This is a genomic window from Labedaea rhizosphaerae (genome assembly GCF_004362825.1).
Lineage (GTDB): Bacteria > Actinomycetota > Actinomycetes > Mycobacteriales > Pseudonocardiaceae > Labedaea > Labedaea rhizosphaerae.
The window spans coordinates 1,014,762-1,030,871 of the sequence record NZ_SNXZ01000001.1 but is presented as its reverse complement, the minus strand read 5'-3'; the positions used below and the strand labels follow the sequence as shown (position 1 = coordinate 1,030,871).

Here is a 16,110-nt window from a genome sequence, read left to right as displayed (position 1 = left end):
CCGGCCGTCAGTGGTGTCCGAGACCTGCCGCCCGCGCCTTGGTCCCGTAGACCTTGGTGTGCGGCGGCAGGTCTTCGACGTGCGCGGTGACGACGTGCCCGAAGTTGACGACGGCGGTCGTGCCGTCGGCGAGTTCCAGTTTCTCGACGGCGCCGGAGCCCATGAGCTTGTCGACGCGCCCGGCGAGGGCTTTGGCGCCGCCTTCGGAGAGCGCGAAGATCACGGGTTCGGTGTTGCCGGTCAGGTGCAGGACGAGCGCTGGTGTGGTCATGATCCCGACCACACCAGTGATCTTGTTGCCCCGCAAGGGAAGTTCACCCGCAGCGGATCCGCTCAGAGCGAAGGCTCAGGCGCGGAAGAAGCGTTCCTTGCGGCCCTGGCGCACCAGCCGCAACCACTGCATGAACGCCTTCGGGTCCCGCTTCGTCCCCAGGAAGTACAGCCCGAACCGGATCAGTTCGAGGGCGCCGATCTTGCGCAACCCCGGCTGCGACAACAGGTACCCGCGGTTGCGGTACGTGTAGTACCGCTTCACGTCGTTGGCCGGGTCCTGGGCGTGGAACCGCCCACCCAGCATCGGCTTGAACTCGTCGGAGCCGTCCGGGTGCAGGTACGCGACCTTCAACGAGGTGCCGAAGGGCAGCCCCGAGCGCACCAGGCGGCGGTGCACCTCGACCTCGTCACCGCGGAAGAACAACCGGTAGTCCGGCACGCCGACGACGTCGATCGTCGACGCGCGGAACAGCGCACCGTTGAACAGCGAGGCGATGCCCGGGAGGAAGTCCGTCCCCAGCTCCTCGGCGCGGCGCTTCCAGGTCAGGCCGCGCCGCAGCGGGAACGCCAGCTTGTCCGGCGAGTCGATGTTGGTCACCACCGGCGAGATCTCCGCCAGGCCGCGCGAGACCGCCTCCGACAGCAGCACCGCGAGCACGGTGTCGTCCGCGGGCCGGCCGTCGTCGTCGGCGAGCCAGACCCACTCGGCGCCCAGCGCCAGCGCGTGCAGGATGCCGAGGGCGAAACCACCGGCGCCGCCGAGGTTGCGCTTGGACACCAGGTACGTCGTCGGCAGGCCGCAGGACTCGACGATGTCGCGCACCGGCTCGTCCGGGCCGTTGTCGACCACCACCAGGTGGTCGGGCTGGCGGGTCTGGGCGGCGAGCATCTTGAGCGACTCGGCCAGCAACTCACGCCGGTTGCGGGTGACCACGACGGCCACCACCGAATCGGCCGGGAGCTGAGCCTCGTCTGTCATACCGACTCGCCAATCCTCTTGAGCGTCTCCGCGCTCATGTGCTCGAAGGGGTCGCGACCCTTGTACGCGGTGAGCACTTCACGCAAGGTGCCCTGCATCTTCATGTGCCCCTCGTCCATCCAGATGGCCGTGTTGCACAACTCGAACAATAGGTCGTCGGAGTGCGAGGCGAACACCAGCATGCCGGACCGCTTCACCAGATCGACCAGCCGCTCCCGCGCCTTGGCCATGAACGCCGCGTCCACGGCGCCGATGCCCTCGTCCAGGATCAGGATCTCGGGGTCGATCGACGTCACGATGCCCAGCGCCAGGCGCACCCGCATGCCCGTCGAGTACGTGCGCAGCGGCATCTGCAGGTAGTCGCCGAGCTCGCTGAACTCGGCGATGTCGTCGACCCGCTTCTCCATCTCCTTGCGGGGCATGCCGAGGAACAGGCCGCGGATCATGATGTTCTCGAGGCCGGAGATCTCCTGGTCCATGCCGACCGCGAGGTCGAACACGGGCGCGATCTTGCCGTTGATCTTGGCCGCGCCCCGGGTCGGCTCGTAGATGCCCGCGAGCAGCCGCAGCAGCGTGGACTTGCCCGCGCCGTTGTGCCCGACGAGCGCCACCCGGTCGCCTTCACGCAGGCTCAGCGTGATGTCGTGCAGCGCCTCGACGATCGGCACCCGGGTCTCGGTGCCGATCTTGCCGCCGACCTTGCCCAGGACCTGCTTCTTCAAGGAGCGCGTCTTCGCGTCGAAGATCGGGAAGTCGACGGATGCGTTCCAGACGTCGATGCTGACCATCAGTTCCCCTCAGACCCAGTAGGACACGCGCGAGCGGTAGTTGCGCATCGCCACGACCGCGAGCGCACTCCCGACGACGGTCATGGCGATCACCGCGAGCCAGCTGGTCATCGACGCGACTTGGCCGATCATCGGCGCCCGCATGATCTGCACGTAGTGGTAGAGCGGGTTGAACTGGAACAGCACGTGCGCCCACTCGTGGCCCGGGTTGGCGAACAGCACGTCCGGCGACCAGACGATCGGGGTCATGTAGAAGAACAGCTGGATGAGGCTGTTGATGACCTGCGGGATGTCGCGGAACCGGGTGCTGATGATGCCCAGCAGCAGCGTCACCCACACGCCCGTGACCGCGAGCAGCAGGAACGCGGGGATGGCGGTCAGCCACATCGCCGAGAGGCCGGGGTGGCAGACCCCGGCGCCCGTCGTACCGCACGGTTTGCCCGTCAACGTGTAGTTGTCGGCGGCCAGCCACTTGAAGAAGATCCCGATGATGATCAGGTAGACGACCAAGTTGTGCAGGAACATCAACGTCTGGCGCCACACCGTGCGCAGCGCGTAGACCGTCAGCGGCGCCGGCAGGTGCTTGATCAGGCCTTCGTTGGAGATGAAGGCGTCCATGCCCTCGGTGATGCACCCGTTGATGAAGCCCCAGACCAGGAACCCGGTGGTCACGTACGGCAGGAACGTCTTGAGGTCGTTGCCGAACAGCACCGCGTACAGGATGCCGAGGCCGAGCGCGGTGACGCCCATGGAGATGCTGATCCACAGCGGCCCGATCACCGAGCGGCGGTAGCGCTGCTTGATGTCCTGCCAGCCGAGGTGACCCCAGAGCTCACGTGCCCGGAGGCCGCCCACGATGTCCTGGAAGGCGCGCGTGAACGTCTTGCTGCTCGACTCCGGTGGCGGTTCCAGGGTGGTCAGCCGTTCGGTCGCGGTTGCTGCTTGCACGGGTATCGAGCGTACCGGCGGGGCTCCGGTGGCCTACGCCCCGGGCGTGGCCGCCGGAGGTTGGCAACAGTTAATCGCTTTGGCCGGTTTCGCAACCGTCTCGATTAGTCCATTCTAGTGAATGTTCGGGGCACGCCGGTTACCTGGCGCGGAGGTGGAACCAGTGATCAACGTCCATTGGTGGAGGTCTGGTTACGACGACCGGGTACACGTGTTCCTGGCCGAGCAAGCGGGGGAGAAGTACGCCGAAGCGCTGTGCGACCACACGGTGCCCGCGGACCTGCTCACCTTGACCGACGAGGGCACGCGCTGCGTGGCCTGCGTGTTGATCCTGGGCGACATGCTCGCCGACGAGCACGAACGGCAGAACATCGACGTGGCCTGGGGAGCCTGAGCCATGCCGTGTTGGAAACCGTTCATCTCCTGATAACTTCTGCGGCTGTGGTTGCAGACACGCAGGCGCCGAGCCTGTTGCGTTCGCTGCTGGACGCCTACGCGGACCGGCCGAACCCCCGGACGGTGGCGGTCGTCGGCAACCAGCCGCTCGCCCGGGACCCCGACCGGGCCGCCGCGGTCGACGCGTGCGACCTGGTGATCCGGGTCAACGGCTTCGTCATGGACGAGCCGGGTGACGAACCGGTCACGGGGAGCAAGGTACACGCCGTCGTCTTCAACCGCGCGCTGCGTGCCACCCCTTGGGTGTTCCGCGACTACTCCACCCGGCTGTACCTGATGGTCGAACCGGGCCGGCTGCACTGGGAGCCGGACGTCATCCCGGCGTGGTGGCCGGAGGACCTCGGGCTGGTCCCGGTGTCCAACCGCGAGATCACCATCCCCCTGTCGAACGCGCTCGGCCTCGACGGCGCCCAGGCGCACTGGGCCACCACCGGCACCATGGCCGCCTGGATCGCGCGCACCATGTACCCGGACGCGCACCTGCTGCTGACGGGGTACTCCTTCATCGACAACCCCAACCAGACGTCGTGGGAACACGCGTCCGGCGACTCGTGCATCGTCGGCCCGGAACACCAGATCGCCGCCGAGGGGCGGCTGCTGGCCTCCTGGGTCGATTCCGGCTCCACCACACTCATGCGCTGACAAACTGGATGGTCATGGCTAACAACGGGCTGAAGAACCTCGCGGACGCGGCGCGGTCGCGGATCGTCGACCGCGTGGTCCGCTTCGTGGACTTCCGGGTCAAGGAAGGCCTGCAGGCCATCGAACGGCGCATGGACCACCAAGAGGCGTGCACCGACGACCACCGCCGCCGGCTGGACGAGGCCGAGGCCTCCCTGCGCGACGCCCGCGACCGGCTGCACTGGACGGCCAACGAGGTCGAGCGGTTGATCCCGCACGTGTCGGCGCAGGAGTCGCAGCTCGAGGCGTTGCGCCAGAAGCTCACCGTGGTGCCCGCCGCGGACGAGCCGGAGCTGGCCGCCGCCCGATCGCTGATCGACGAGGTCAAGCGCGAGCACGCCCAGATCCGCGTCCGGCTCACCGGCATCGCCCAGTACGAGGACCGGCTGCGCAAGCTTGAGGACAAGTAGCGCGACGCAGCACCTCCGCCCGGGCGTGTCCCACGTTCAGACCGGGCGTGTCCCACACTCGCGTCGGGTGTGTCCCCCGTTCAAGCCGGGTGTGTCCCACGCTCGCGTCGGGTGTGTCCCACGCTCGCGTTGGGTGTGTTCCTCCGTCAGGCCCCGAAGAACGCGCGCACGGCGTCGACCACCCGGTCGACGCCGTCGTCGTCCAGGTCGGGGAACAGCGGCAACGAGAGCTCCTGGGCGTAGAACGCCTCGGCGTTGGGGCAGAGCCCGCGCCGGTAACCGAGGTCGGCGAAGACCGGGTGCCAGTAAGCCGGGATGTAGTTGACCTGCACCAGGATCCCCTGCGCACGAAGGTGGTCGTACAGCGCGCGGCGACGCCCCTCCAGCACCCGCAACGGGTAGAGGTGCCAGGCCGGATCGGCGCCCGGCAGCGTGACCGGCGTGCGCACGCCGGCCAGGTCGGCGAACGCCGCCGTGTAGCGGGCGTGGATCTCCGCCCGGCGCCGCTTGAACGCCGCCAGCCGCCGCAGCTGGCTGGAACCCAAGGCGCACAACACGTCCGGCAGCCGGTAGTTCAGGCCGAACTCGTGCACCTCCTGGTGCCAGCCGCCCTCGTCCGGGAACCGCTGGCGCGACCGGTCGCGCACGAGCCCGTGGTTGCGGAACTCCCGCGCCCGGCTCAGCAGTCGCTCGTCGCCGGTGACCACCGCGCCGCCCTCGGCCGTGGTCAGGTTCTTGGTGGGGAAGAAGGAGAACGTCGTCAGGTCGGCCATCGAGCCGACCGGCCGGTCGTCGAGCCGGCCGCCGATCGAGTGCGCGGCATCCGCGAGAAGCAGGGCACCACCGTCGTGGGCAATGTCGTACAACGAAGCCGGGGCCGGGTGCCCGGCGAAGTCGACCGCGGCGACGACCTTGGTGCGCGGGCTCATGGCGGCCCGCGCGGCGGCCGGGTCGAGGTTCGCCGTGTCGGCGTCGACGTCGGCGAAAACGACCTTCGCGCCGTGCAGCGCGGCGGTCGCGGCCGTGGCCACGAACGTCATCGGGCTGCACACGACCTCGTCGCCCGCGCCGATGCCGGCCGCCGCGTACGCCACGTGCAGGGCGGCCGTGCCCGAGGTGACCGCGACCGCGGGCGTGCCGCCGGTCCACTCCGCCAGGTCCGCCTCGAACCGCTGGACGGCCGGGCCGGTGGTCAGCCAGTCCGACCGCAGCACCTCGGCGACGGCCGCGAGGTCCTCGTCGGCGATCGACTGGCGGCCGTAGGGGAGCGGCTCAGCCATGCTCTTCGACCAGCTTGCGCAGGTCGTCGTCGGTGAGCCAGAGGTCGTTGGTGTCCGAGCGGTACGCGAACCCCTCGGGCACCGGCTTGCCGTCGGCGGGCGGCTCGTAGCCCCAGCCCGCGATGTGCGGCATGACGACGTAGCGGTCGCCGAGCAGCACGGTGCGCCGGGCGTCGTCGGGCGCGATCATCTCCTCGTGCAGCTTCTCGCCGGGGCGTACGCCGACCTCTTCGAGCTCGCTGTTCGGCGCGATGGCCTTGGCCAGGTCGATCAGCCGCATGCTCGGGATCCGCGGCACGTACAGCTCGCCGCCGGACATCTGGTCGAAGGAGTCGACGACGAACTTCACCGCTTGCGGCAACGTGATCCAGAACCGGGTCATCCGCAGGTCGGTGATCGGCAACGGCTCACCGCGCTCGGCCAGCGAGCGGAAGAACGGGATGACGCTGCCGCGCGAACCCATGACGTTGCCGTAGCGCACGACGGCGAACCGGGACGGGTGCCCGGCCGCGTAGTGGTTGGCGGAGACGAACATCCGGTCGGCGCACAGCTTGGTCGCGCCGTAGAGGTTGATCGGGCTGGACGCCTTGTCCGTCGACAGCGCGACGACCTTCTTGACCCCGCAGTCGATGGCGGCCTCGATCACGTTCTGCGAGCCCTGCACGTTCGTCTGCACGAACTCGAACGGGTTGTACTCACCCGTGTCGACCTGCTTGAGCGCGGCGGCGTGGATGACGTAGTCGACGTCGTGCATGGCGCGTTCGAGCCGGCGGCGGTCGCGGATGTCGCCGATGAACCAGCGCAGCCGGGGGTCGTCGCCGAACTGGCGGCGCACCTCGTACTGCTTGAGCTCGTCGCGGCTGAGGATCACCAGGCGGCGCGGGTTGAGCTCACGCAGCGCGTACTCGATGAACGCCTTGCCGAACGACCCCGTACCGCCGGTCAGCAGGATGCCCGACCCCTGCAGCAACCCCATGTGTCGACCCTCCACCTTTCGCAACCCCGCAGGCCGTGGGTCATCATGGCACCCGTGCGAGTGAACGCGGTCATCCAGGCACGGTCGTCGTCGACCCGGTTGCCCGGCAAAGTGCTGCGTGACCTGGGCGGACGCTCAGTGCTGAGCTGGGTGGTGCGGGCTGCGCGGCAGGCGCCGGGGTGCAACGAAGTGGTGGTCGCCACATCCGACGCGGCCGACGACGACGCCGTGGCCGAGGAGGCCCGCGCGTGTGGCGCGCTCGTGGCTCGTGGGCCGCTCGACGACGTCCTGAACCGGTTCGCGCTGGCCGTCGAGCGTTATCCCGCGGACGCGATCGTCCGGCTGACCGCCGACTGCCCGCTGCTCGACCCCGACGTGATCGGCCAGGTCATCGCGCTCTGGCGGGCCGACCCGGGCCTGCAGTACGTCAGCAACGTGCTGGTCCGCACGCTGCCGCGTGGGCTGGACGCCGAACTGGTCCGGGCCGACGTGCTGGCCGAGCAGGTGGCGACCGCGACCGGCGCCGACCGCATCCACGTGACCTCCGGGATCTACGCCGACCCGTCGCGGTACCGGTGCGCGGGTGTCGTCGTCGCGCCGGCCGCCGACGACCTGCGGGTCACGTTGGACACCGCGGAGGACGCGGCCGTGATCGAGGGCGTCGTGGCCGAGCTGGGCGACCGGGCGCCGTGCTGGCGTGACGTGGTCCGGGTGCTGCGGGAGCGGCCCGAACTGGCCGCGCGCAACGCTCAGGTGCGGCAGAAGTCCGTGGCGCAGGGGTGACCTCGCTGCTGTTGCGGGCCGACTCCGGCCCGTCGATCGGCGTCGGGCACGTGGTGCGTTGCCTGGCCTTCGCCGAGGAGGCGGTGGCGCGGGGCTGGCAGGTGCGCTTCGACGGCGCGGTGTCCGGGTGGGCGCGCGCGGCTTTCGACGAGCTCGGCGTCGAGGTGGCGCCGGGACCGCTCGCGGCCGATGTCGTGCTGGTCGACCACTACTCGTTGGGCGCGTTGAACGTCGACGGCCTGCTCGTGTCCATTGAGGACGGACCGTTTGGGCGGCGTCGGGCGGACGTGGTCGTGGACTGCGGGCTGGCCGCCGTCGAGCGGCCGGACGACGGTTCGGGCCGGGTCCTGCTGGGCCCGCGGTACGCGCCGTTGCGGAAATCCGTTGTGCGGGCACGGGAATCGCGGACGCCGTCGAACGAGATCGTCGTGGTCCTCGGCGGCACGGCCCCGACGCGGCCGCTGACGACCATCATGCGTGCGGCCGCGTCCACCGGGGCGCCGGTCCGGGCCATCACGTCGGCCGACATCTCGGTTCCTGGCGTCGAGGTGGAGCCGCCACGCACGGACCTGCCGTCGGTGCTCGCCGGTGCGGGCCTGGTGGTCAGCGCGGCCGGGGTGACGTTGCTGGAGCTGTGCTGCATCGGCGTGCCGACGGCGTTGGTGCTGCTCGCGGACAACCAGGCGATGGGCTACCGGGCCGCGATCGAGCACGGCGCGGCCGTCGGGCTCGGCGCGGCCGACGCCCTCGACCAGGCCGCGGTCGCCGCGGTGCTGGCCGGGCTGCTGGCCGACGACCGGCGCCGGGCCGACCTCGCCGCGTCGGCCGCGACGCTGGTGGACGGCCGGGGCGCCGCCCGGGTGCTGGACGCCACGACCGGGTGACAGACTGGCGGTCGTGGCAGCACGCAGCTATGGCAACGACCATGTGACCATCGCCGGGCGTCGCGTCGGCCCGGGCGAACCGACCTACGTGATCGCCGAGGCCGGGTCCAACCACAACCGCGACCTCGCCACCGCGAAGCGGCTGATCGACGTGGCCGCCGAGGCGGGCGCGGACGCGGTGAAGTTCCAGACCTACACCGCCGAGGGCCTCTACAGCCGCAAGACGCCGACCATGTCCTACCTCAAGGACGGCGGGCTCGTCGCCGACCAGGAGTCGGTCTTCGAGATGATCAAGCGGATCGAGATCCCCTGGGACTGGCACGACGAGCTCGCGTCGCACGCCGGGCAGGTCGGCGTGGACTTCCTGTCGACGCCGTTCGAGGACGCCGCGGTCGACCTGCTGGAGAAGCTGGACGTCCCCGCCTACAAGATCGCCTCCTACGAGGTGAACCACCTGCCGCTGATCGAGAAGTGCGCGCGCACCGGCAAGCCGTTGATCATCTCCACCGGCATGGCGTCGCTCGCCGACATCGAGCGCGCGCTGGACACCGCGAACGGCGCGGGCGCGACCGAGATCGTGCTGCTGCACTGCGCGATCAACTACCCGCCGCGGTTCGAGGACCTCAACCTGCGCGCGATCGGCACCCTCGCCTCGGCGTTCGGCGTGCCGATCGGCTGGAGCGACCACACGATGGGCCACACCGCCGACGTGGTCGCGGTGACGCTGGGCGCGTGCGTGGTGGAGAAGCATTACACGCTCAGCCGTGACCAGGAAGGCCCGGACCACCCGTTTGCCCTCGAGCCGGACGAGCTGGCCGCCATGATCACCGCGATCCGCGAGGCCGAGGCGTCGCTAGGCACGTCGATCAAGCGGGTGACCGAGGCGGAGGCGGAGATGTTCCGGCTCGGCCGGCGCAGCCTGGTCGCGGGACGCGACCTCAAGGCCGGCGAGCCGCTGGACCGCGACGCGATCGCGGTGAAGCGCCCCGGCTACGGCATCCCGGTGCACGAGCTGGACGCGGTCGTCGGGCGGTCGCCCAAACGCGACATCGAGGACGACGAGATCCTGACCTGGGACCTGTTCGCCTGATGCGCGCGCGCCCGGCCACCCCCGCCGATGCCGACCTGCTCCTGGCCTGGCGCAACGACCCGGACACGATCGCGTGGTCGCGCAGCCCCGACCCGGTGTCGCAGCCCGAGCACCTGCGCTGGCTGGCCGCCGTGCTCGCCGACGCCGACCGGCGGCTGCTGATCATCGAGTCTGACGGCCCGGTCGGCACCGTCCGGTTCGACCGTGAGGGCGACGCGTGGGAGGTCAGCATCACCGTCGCGCCCGCGTGCCGGGGGCGCGGGCTCGCCGGGCCGCTGCTGGCGTGCGCCGAGGCGACGCTGGAGGGCGGTGCTTCGCTGGTCGCGTGGGTGCACCAGGGGAACGCGCCGTCGCTGGCGTTGTTCGAGCGTGCCGGTTACCGCCGCGTGCGGGCCGAAGGTGAGTGGCAGCGCTGGGAGAAGCGCTTCGCGATCTTCGACTACGACGCCGAGCTGCGCCGCTATGCCTCGCGGCTGACCTCTTCTGTCCACATAGGACCGTCGGATGATGTGCTGGACATCGGTTGCGGTGCCGGGCAGACGACCCGCGCCGCGGCGAGCCTGGCCCGCAGTGCGCTCGGCGTGGACATCTCCCCGGCGATGGTCGCGGCTGCCCGTTCCCGCGCCGTCGAGTTGGGAAACGTGCATTTCGAGCTGGCCGACGCGCAGAACTTTCCCTTTCCGGACAACCACTTCAGCCTGGCGATCAGCCGCTTCGGCACGATGTTCTTCGCCGACCCGGTCGCGGCGTTCACCAACATCGGGCGTGCTCTGCGGCCGGGCGCGCAGTTCGTCCAACTGGTGTGGCAGGCCGCCGACCGGCAGGAATGGGTGCGCGAGATCCGTGGCACGCTCGGCCCCAGCGAAGCGGGCGCCGAAGCGTTCTCCCTGGCCGAGCCCTCCACAGTGGACAGTTTGCTGACGGCGACGGGGTTCGCCGACGTGACCGTGACCGAAGTGGCCGAACCGGTCTGGTACGGCCCGGATCCGGCCGCGGCGGTCGAAGCGGCGAGCGCGCTGCGCATGGTCGGTCCCCAAGCCGACCGCCTGTACGACGTCATGGCCGCGCACGCGAAGCCCGACGGCGTGTGGTTCGACTCCCGCGCCTGGCTCGTCCGCGCCGTCAGGGCGTGAGATAGCGCCGTCGCATCGCCCGCGCCCACTCCCGCAGGTCCGGTTGGGCGTCGGCGGCGTCGAAGAGCTCGTCGTGGGTCCGCAGGGCGACCGCGAGGTCAGCGTTGGGGCAGGCCGTCGCGACCGCGTCGACGACCTTGCGTGCCTGGGCGTCGTCGGCGCGGCACAGCACGAGGGCGACCGCCTTGTCGAGCCCGCCGTTGTCACGCAACCCGTGCTGCCGCACCGACTCGGTTAACAGCACCGACCGCAGGAACTGGCTGGCACCGAGATCGACCAGTTCGGCGACGTCCGACTCGGTGAGCCCGTCGAGGCGGTAGCGCGCCGGGTCGAGCTTCGCCGGCGAGAACGTGTCGACGTACTTGACCTCGACGGTGACCAGCACCCGCTCGCCAGCGGCTGTCCGCGCCACGGCGGCCATGTCGAACCCGGACTTGTCACCGGTGTGCGCGTCCCTGGGCGGTGCCCATTCGGCTTGCAACCCGTCCAAGGCCCACGGGTCGCCCGGCGCGCCCAAGCGGTCGAACGCCGTCAGCTCGAGCCCGGTCAGCCGGCCCAGCACGGCCAGCGCCGCCCGCTCGTGCGCCCGCAGTTCCCCGACGATGCTGAAGGCCAAGGGCTGGCTGGACAACATGTTGCGCCAGAGCCGCTCCGCTTCGGCGAGCCCGTTCGCCGCGCGAACCAACGTCGAGCCGATCCTTGGTGTAGCTGCGCGCTGCCGACGACATGAGGTTCCAGCCGCCCTCGGCGGCGCTGACCCCGTCGTGCTGCACCGGCAGGTAGCTGCCGAGCACCCGGTAGATGTGCCGCGCGGCCCCGGTCGGCGGTCCGGGCGGCAACCTGAGCACCTCGGCGCGGTAGGCGCTCTGATGGGCCCGGTGCCGGGCCTGCGCCGGCGTGTCGGACCGAACTCGAACCGGGGCACTCTCACTTGCAGCAGTCACGACAAGATCCATCGCCGCCACCGCCCGATGCGTTGCACCGGTCAGGCAAGCCACGGTGGCCCGGCGCGCGATTCGAGGCCGGCTCGGTCAGCAGTCGAAGCCGGCCATCGCTACTACTACCTGATCCCGGAGTAACGGATCGCGGCTCGACTAGGCGAGTGGTCCAGGCACACCGCTTCACCGGTGCAGATCGCCACCAGGGAATCCGGGCCACGCCACCAGGTGTCCGCCACGCCTCGCACCTCGGGCATCGGCTCGAAGCCGTCGAGCTGGAGCTCGTCGACCTCGTCCCCGCTGTACTTCGTGACCTGCTCCGCGTCCAGGAAAGCCTCGTGGGCCAAGGCCACCGATTCCACCCAGCCTTCGATCGTCGCGTACAGCGGCACGTACCGTTCGGCCGCTATGCCGAACTCGCCATCCGGCCCGATGACGAACGAGTACGGGACCGCGGTCCGCGGCAGACCCGCCTCGAACGCCCAGCCCTGATCGGACCGCTCAGGCAGGTCGGGTTCGAACCACCGAGGACCACCGTCGTAGTGCGGGGCGGGCGGCAGGGCAAGACCACCCCACCGTCGGTGGTAGGCGGCCATGCGGTCGATCACCTCGGCGGGCACGTCGAGGGCGAGCCAATGCTGACGGTCCTCCGCGAACGGGCGCACCTCGACCTCCACGCCGTGCACCCCGACGAATCGCTGCGCGCGTCGGGTCAGGTCTTCGCCCGCATCGGCGGCCAGCTCCGCCACCGCTACTTGATCCGTTGCAGCGCCAGCGTGCACAACTGTGCGAACGTCTCCTTGGACCCGGCGTGATCAGCCGCCTTGGCCAGCAGGATCACCATCACGCTGTCCGTGCCCATGGGCTTGGCCGCCGCGAAGCCGCTGGTCGAACCCGTCTCCATCCGGAAGTAGGCGGCCGCCGAGCCGATACCGGGGACCATCTCGACGTCCACGCGGTGCTTGGTCGCGTCCTGGATGGCTTTGCGCTCGGTGCCGCCCTGGTCGCGCGCGAACAGCACGTCCAGCGTGATCGTCACCGACGGATTCGAGTACTGGCAGCCGTGCCGGTACGCCACTCCGAGGCCCTTCGGCGGCTGCTCGACCGGCTTCAACGCCGTCGGGCCGAAGGCGTGCTCCAGCTCCGCGGCGCTGAGCAACGCGCACGCCTTGTCCACCGGCCCGGTCGGGCGGGACGCAGGCGAGCCCTGCGTCGTCGTCACCGCGGGCGCCGACGTAGCCGGCGCAGGAGTGGTCGACACCGGCGGCGGCGCGCTGTCCGACGGCGACGAGGTACACGCCGCCGCTAGCAAAGCGACGGCGACGACAACCAGCCGCCTCACAAGTACTGACCGCCGCCGATCCGCGGGCCGTCCTGCTGCTGGGCGCCACCCATGCCGGGCGGCAGCGCACCGCGGCGCATCTGCTCCAGCTGCACGCGCGCGGCCATCTGCTGGGCGAACAACGCGGTCTGGATGCCGTGGAACAGGCCCTCCAGCCAGCCGACCAGCTGGGCCTGCGCGATCCGCAGCTCCGCGTCCGACGGCGTGCCCTCTTCGGTGAAGGGCAGCGACAGGCGCTCGAGTTCCTCACGCAGCTCCGGCGCCAGCCCGCCCTCGAGCTCGGCGATCGACCGCTTGTGGATCTCCCGCAAACGATTGCGGGAAGCCTCGTCCAGGGGAGCGGCGCGCACCTCCTCGAGCAGCTGCTTGATCATCGTGCCGATGCGCATGACCTTGGCGGGCTGCTCGACCATGTCACCGACCGACTCGGCGGTGCCGTCCTCGTCGTCGCCCGATCCGGGGATTTTGGCGGTGCCGAGGGGCGCACCGTCTGGGCCGACCACCATCACGTGCTGGGCCTGCTCACGCTCTTCGTCGGCGTCGTTGGGCTGGTTCATCGGCTCCGTCCTGCGGTAGCGCGGGTGTTCGGGGTCGAGACTATCCGCCCCGCCGCCCCCGCAAACGAGCCCCTTCGGACACCCGTACGGTGTCAGCATGGCGTTCGACGTCGCTCGGATCCGTGGGCTCATTCCCGCGCTGGGTGATGGCTGGGTGCACCTCGACGCGCCGGCCGGTATGCAGGTGCCCGAACAGGTCGCCACCGCCGTGTCCACCGCGATGCGCGCCCCGGTCTCCGGCCCGGGTGGGGTGTTCCCGGCGTCCCAGCGCGCCAGCGCCATCGTCGACGCCGCCCGCCGCGCCGTCGCCGACCTCGTCGGCTGCGATCCGGCCGGGGTCGTGCTCGGCCCGAACGCCGCGACCCTGCTCAACCGCCTGGCCGACGCCATCGGCGGCGGGTTCGTCATCGGCGACGAGGTGGCCGTCTCCCGGCTCGACCACCAGGCCAACATCGCGCCGTGGCTGCGCACCGCGCAACGTGCGGGCGGCACCGTGCGCTGGGCCGAGATCGACATCGAGACGTGCGAGCTGCCCGCGTGGCAGTACGAGACCCTGCTGTCCCACCGCACCAAGGTGGTCGCGGTGACCGCGGGCTCCGGCCTGGTCGGCAGCCGTCCGGACGTGCCGAAGATCGCCGCCGCCGCGCACGAGCACGGCGCGAAGGTGATCGTGGACGCGACGTCGGCGGCGCCGTTCGTCCCGCTGGACATCAAGGCGCTCGGCGCGGACGTGGTCGCCGTGTCCGCGGGCGCGTGGGGCGGGCCGTCGGTGGCCGCGCTCGCGTTCGCCGACCCCGGCCTGCTCGCGCGCCTGCCGTCCTACGCCCTCGACCCGGCCGCCACCGGCCCCGAGCGGCTCGAACTCGGTCAGCACGCCTACCAGCTGCTGGCCGGGCTGGTCGCGTCCGTGGACTACCTCGCGGACATGGACGACGCGGCCACCGGCACCCGCCGCGAACGCCTGCAGACGTCGTTGAGCTCGGCCAAGTCGTACCAGGCGGGCCTGCTCGCGAAGCTGATCTCCGACCTGCGCGGGCAACGCCACGTGATGGTGATCGGCGACGCGATGCGCCGGATCCCGGCGTTGTCGTTCGCGATCCAGGACGTGAAGGCTTCCGACGCGGTGAACCACCTCGCCGAGCGCGGCATCTGCGCCTTCGCCGACGAGACCACGAACGGCGTGTTCGCGGCGCTCGGCGTGACCGAGATCGGCGGCGCGGTGCGCGTCGGCCTGGCGCACTACACGACGGCGGCCGAGGTCGATCAACTCGTCGCCGCGGTCGCCGAACTAGCGCCCTAGAACCCGCTGTCGAGGTCGATCAGCTCCTCACCGGCGCTCGCCTCGCGCGCGCGAAGACAGCCCCCCACCCGTCCCGGCAGGGCGTCGTCAAAGTTGGTTGGTTGTTGGTGGGGGTGGGGATTCCGAGCAGGGTGAGTGGGTTGGTGATGTTGCGGGTCATGGTGCGTAGTGCGGTGGCGATGCTGGTGTTGTGGTGGGTGAGGCGTAGGGCGCTGAGGGTGAGGTTGCGCAGGGTGGCCATGGCGCGGGGTGTGGTGTGGGTGCGAACCTGGGAGTGGTCTTCGCGGTAGGTGGTGTCGCGGATCCAGTGGAGTTGGTTTTCGATGCTCCAGTGTCCGCGGAGCAGGCGGGTGAGGTGTGCGGGTGTGGTGTGGTCGGGGGTGAGGCTGGTGAGGGCGAAGCTGGTGTGGGTTTGGCGGATGCCGGTGGTGCGGTTGGTGCGGTAGCGGGTGATCTGGCAGACCTGCGCGACACCAGGAAATCCGGCACCGGGAAATCCGAGGTTGGTGGGGGCGGGCAGGACTTCGAGGGTGCGTTGTTCCAGGCGGCCGTGTCCGATTCCGGTGCTGGTGTGGTGGATGGCGTGGGGCCAGGGCAGCGCGGCGAGTTGGTGGTAGAGGCGGCGCTGGTTTTTCTTCACCACGAACACGTAGTGCGCGTCGCGCTGGCGTAGGTAGGTGGCGTGGGCGTGGGTGGTGTGCAGGGCGTCCGCGGTCACCACCACGGTGCTCAGGTCGATCCCGGCCTGGCTGATGCGCTCGAGCAGGGGCGCGAATTCGCTGATCTCGCTGCAGCCGATGGGCACGAGTCGTTGCCCGACCACGACCGGTCGCTGGTGGGTGAGCGCGGAGAGCAGGTGCACTCCGGCGCCACCGGTGCGTCCGACCGTGCCCCGCAACGTTTTGCCGTCCACCGCGACCGGCACCCAGCCCAACTGCTCCAGATCGTGGGGTTCGGTGTGATCGACGATCCAGGCGCTGACCGCGGCGTCGAGCTCGTCACCGTCGATCATCGCGAGCGCGCGGCGCAGGGTCGCCTCCCCCGGCGCGACATGCCGGGGGCCGGTCCGTGGGTCGAGTCGGGCCCCCAGCGCGGCCAGCGCCCACTGCGGCAGATCCGCCACCCATTCCCAGATCGCCAGCAGCGACTGCGACCCGGCCGCCACCGCGGCCGCGGCCATCACCAGCAACGCCCCCAGCCGATGACGCACACCACGGCGATCCCGCGGATCGCTCACCACGTCCAGGTAATCCCGCAGATCAACCGCCTCCCCGAGCGGGAGTCGGCCCAGG

General features: G+C 70.5%; 19 protein-coding genes and 1 pseudogene. 8 read left to right on the top strand and 12 right to left on the bottom strand.

Translation table 11 applies throughout. The features are described from left to right. Window positions 1-7 precede the first annotated feature (7 nt). From EV186_RS04655 to wzm, 4 genes are all read right to left on the bottom strand, one after another. Window positions 8-271: a hypothetical protein gene (locus tag EV186_RS04655; protein ID WP_133847808.1), complete on the bottom strand. Its 264-nt coding sequence runs from the start codon at window positions 269-271 to the stop codon at window positions 8-10. A 75-nt stretch (window positions 272-346) separates the two neighbouring features. After that, entirely contained in the window at window positions 347-1,252 is a 906-nt protein-coding gene (gene glfT1, locus EV186_RS04650) for a galactofuranosyltransferase GlfT1 (protein ID WP_133847807.1), read from the bottom strand. After that, window positions 1,249-2,040: a galactan export ABC transporter ATP-binding subunit Wzt/RfbE gene (wzt, locus tag EV186_RS04645; protein WP_133847806.1), complete on the bottom strand. Its 792-nt coding sequence runs from the start codon at window positions 2,038-2,040 to the stop codon at window positions 1,249-1,251. Before wzt ends, glfT1 begins: the two co-directional genes overlap by 4 nt. Window positions 2,041-2,049: 9 nt before the next feature. Further along, the gene (wzm, locus tag EV186_RS04640) at window positions 2,050-2,988 is read right to left on the bottom strand and encodes a galactan export ABC transporter permease subunit Wzm/RfbD (protein WP_243753811.1); all 939 of its coding nucleotides are present in this window, start codon (window positions 2,986-2,988) and stop codon (window positions 2,050-2,052) included. Between the two features lie 163 nt (window positions 2,989-3,151). On the opposite strand from wzm, the gene EV186_RS04635 reads away from it, so the two are divergent. The 3 genes from EV186_RS04635 to EV186_RS04625 all read left to right on the top strand — a co-directional run bounded on the left by EV186_RS04635 (window position 3,152) and on the right by EV186_RS04625 (window position 4,535). Continuing rightward, window positions 3,152-3,382, top strand: a complete 231-nt coding sequence (locus EV186_RS04635) for a hypothetical protein (RefSeq protein ID WP_133847805.1) — start codon at window positions 3,152-3,154, stop codon at window positions 3,380-3,382. A 77-nt stretch (window positions 3,383-3,459) separates the two neighbouring features. Next, entirely contained in the window at window positions 3,460-4,086 is a 627-nt protein-coding gene (locus EV186_RS04630) for a hypothetical protein (RefSeq protein ID WP_133848765.1), read from the top strand. Between the two features lie 14 nt (window positions 4,087-4,100). After that, window positions 4,101-4,535 carry a hypothetical protein gene (locus EV186_RS04625; RefSeq protein WP_133847804.1) on the top strand — a complete coding sequence of 145 codons (435 nt, stop codon included), beginning with the start codon at window positions 4,101-4,103 and terminating at the stop codon, window positions 4,533-4,535. 146 nt (window positions 4,536-4,681) lie between these two features. Here the strand turns inward: EV186_RS04625 and EV186_RS04620 are convergent, their stop codons facing one another. Together EV186_RS04620 and pseB are read right to left on the bottom strand one after the other, a co-directional pair. Further along, window positions 4,682-5,815, bottom strand: coding sequence for a DegT/DnrJ/EryC1/StrS family aminotransferase (locus EV186_RS04620; protein ID WP_133847803.1), 1,134 nt, complete (start codon window positions 5,813-5,815; stop codon window positions 4,682-4,684). After that, window positions 5,808-6,791 carry a UDP-N-acetylglucosamine 4,6-dehydratase (inverting) gene (pseB, locus tag EV186_RS04615; RefSeq protein WP_133847802.1) on the bottom strand — a complete coding sequence of 328 codons (984 nt, stop codon included), beginning with the start codon at window positions 6,789-6,791 and terminating at the stop codon, window positions 5,808-5,810. The genes EV186_RS04620 and pseB overlap by 8 nt, the downstream gene beginning before the upstream one ends. Before the next feature lie 45 nt (window positions 6,792-6,836). On the opposite strand from pseB, the gene EV186_RS04610 reads away from it, so the two are divergent. The 4 genes from EV186_RS04610 to EV186_RS39825 are packed head-to-tail and all read left to right on the top strand — an operon-like array spanning window position 6,837 to window position 10,681. After that, window positions 6,837-7,574 carry a cytidylyltransferase domain-containing protein gene (locus EV186_RS04610; RefSeq protein WP_133847801.1) on the top strand — a complete coding sequence of 246 codons (738 nt, stop codon included), beginning with the start codon at window positions 6,837-6,839 and terminating at the stop codon, window positions 7,572-7,574. Beyond that, window positions 7,571-8,458 (top strand): spore coat protein, encoded by an 888-nt coding sequence (locus EV186_RS04605; RefSeq protein WP_133847800.1) that lies wholly within the window; start codon window positions 7,571-7,573, stop codon window positions 8,456-8,458. The genes EV186_RS04610 and EV186_RS04605 overlap by 4 nt, the downstream gene beginning before the upstream one ends. 13 nt (window positions 8,459-8,471) lie before the next feature. After that, a complete protein-coding gene (gene pseI / locus EV186_RS04600) occupies window positions 8,472-9,548 on the top strand; it encodes a pseudaminic acid synthase (RefSeq protein WP_208115470.1) in 1,077 nt (358 codons plus the stop codon). Further along, complete coding sequence (locus tag EV186_RS39825; protein ID WP_133847799.1) at window positions 9,548-10,681, top strand: bifunctional GNAT family N-acetyltransferase/class I SAM-dependent methyltransferase; 1,134 nt, start codon at window positions 9,548-9,550, stop codon at window positions 10,679-10,681. The genes pseI and EV186_RS39825 overlap by 1 nt, the downstream gene beginning before the upstream one ends. On the opposite strand, the gene EV186_RS04590 is transcribed toward EV186_RS39825, so the two are convergent. The 5 genes and pseudogenes from EV186_RS04590 to EV186_RS04575 form a co-directional block, all read right to left on the bottom strand. Next, window positions 10,671-11,366: a PGN_0703 family putative restriction endonuclease gene (locus EV186_RS04590; protein WP_133847798.1), complete on the bottom strand. Its 696-nt coding sequence runs from the start codon at window positions 11,364-11,366 to the stop codon at window positions 10,671-10,673. The genes EV186_RS39825 and EV186_RS04590 overlap by 11 nt on opposite strands. 19 nt (window positions 11,367-11,385) lie before the next feature. After that, a pseudogene (locus EV186_RS40745) lies at window positions 11,386-11,637 on the bottom strand (hypothetical protein); the annotation flags it as partial. A gap of 104 nt (window positions 11,638-11,741) precedes the next feature. Beyond that, entirely contained in the window at window positions 11,742-12,368 is a 627-nt protein-coding gene (locus tag EV186_RS04585) for a hypothetical protein (RefSeq protein WP_133847797.1), read from the bottom strand. Between the two features lie 2 nt (window positions 12,369-12,370). Next, window positions 12,371-12,841, bottom strand: a complete 471-nt coding sequence (locus tag EV186_RS04580) for a hypothetical protein (protein WP_341814188.1) — start codon at window positions 12,839-12,841, stop codon at window positions 12,371-12,373. 116 nt (window positions 12,842-12,957) lie between these two features. Continuing rightward, window positions 12,958-13,518, bottom strand: a complete 561-nt coding sequence (locus EV186_RS04575) for a bacterial proteasome activator family protein (protein ID WP_133847795.1) — start codon at window positions 13,516-13,518, stop codon at window positions 12,958-12,960. 97 nt (window positions 13,519-13,615) lie between these two features. Here EV186_RS04575 and EV186_RS04570 point away from each other — a divergent pair, with 97 nt between their 5' ends. Further along, a complete protein-coding gene (locus tag EV186_RS04570) occupies window positions 13,616-14,818 on the top strand; it encodes a cysteine desulfurase-like protein (RefSeq protein WP_133847794.1) in 1,203 nt (400 codons plus the stop codon). A 19-nt stretch (window positions 14,819-14,837) separates the two neighbouring features. Here the strand turns inward: EV186_RS04570 and EV186_RS04565 are convergent, their stop codons facing one another. Then, window positions 14,838-16,058, bottom strand: coding sequence for an ISAs1 family transposase (locus EV186_RS04565; RefSeq protein WP_279538272.1), 1,221 nt, complete (start codon window positions 16,056-16,058; stop codon window positions 14,838-14,840). Window positions 16,059-16,110: the final 52 nt, after the last annotated feature.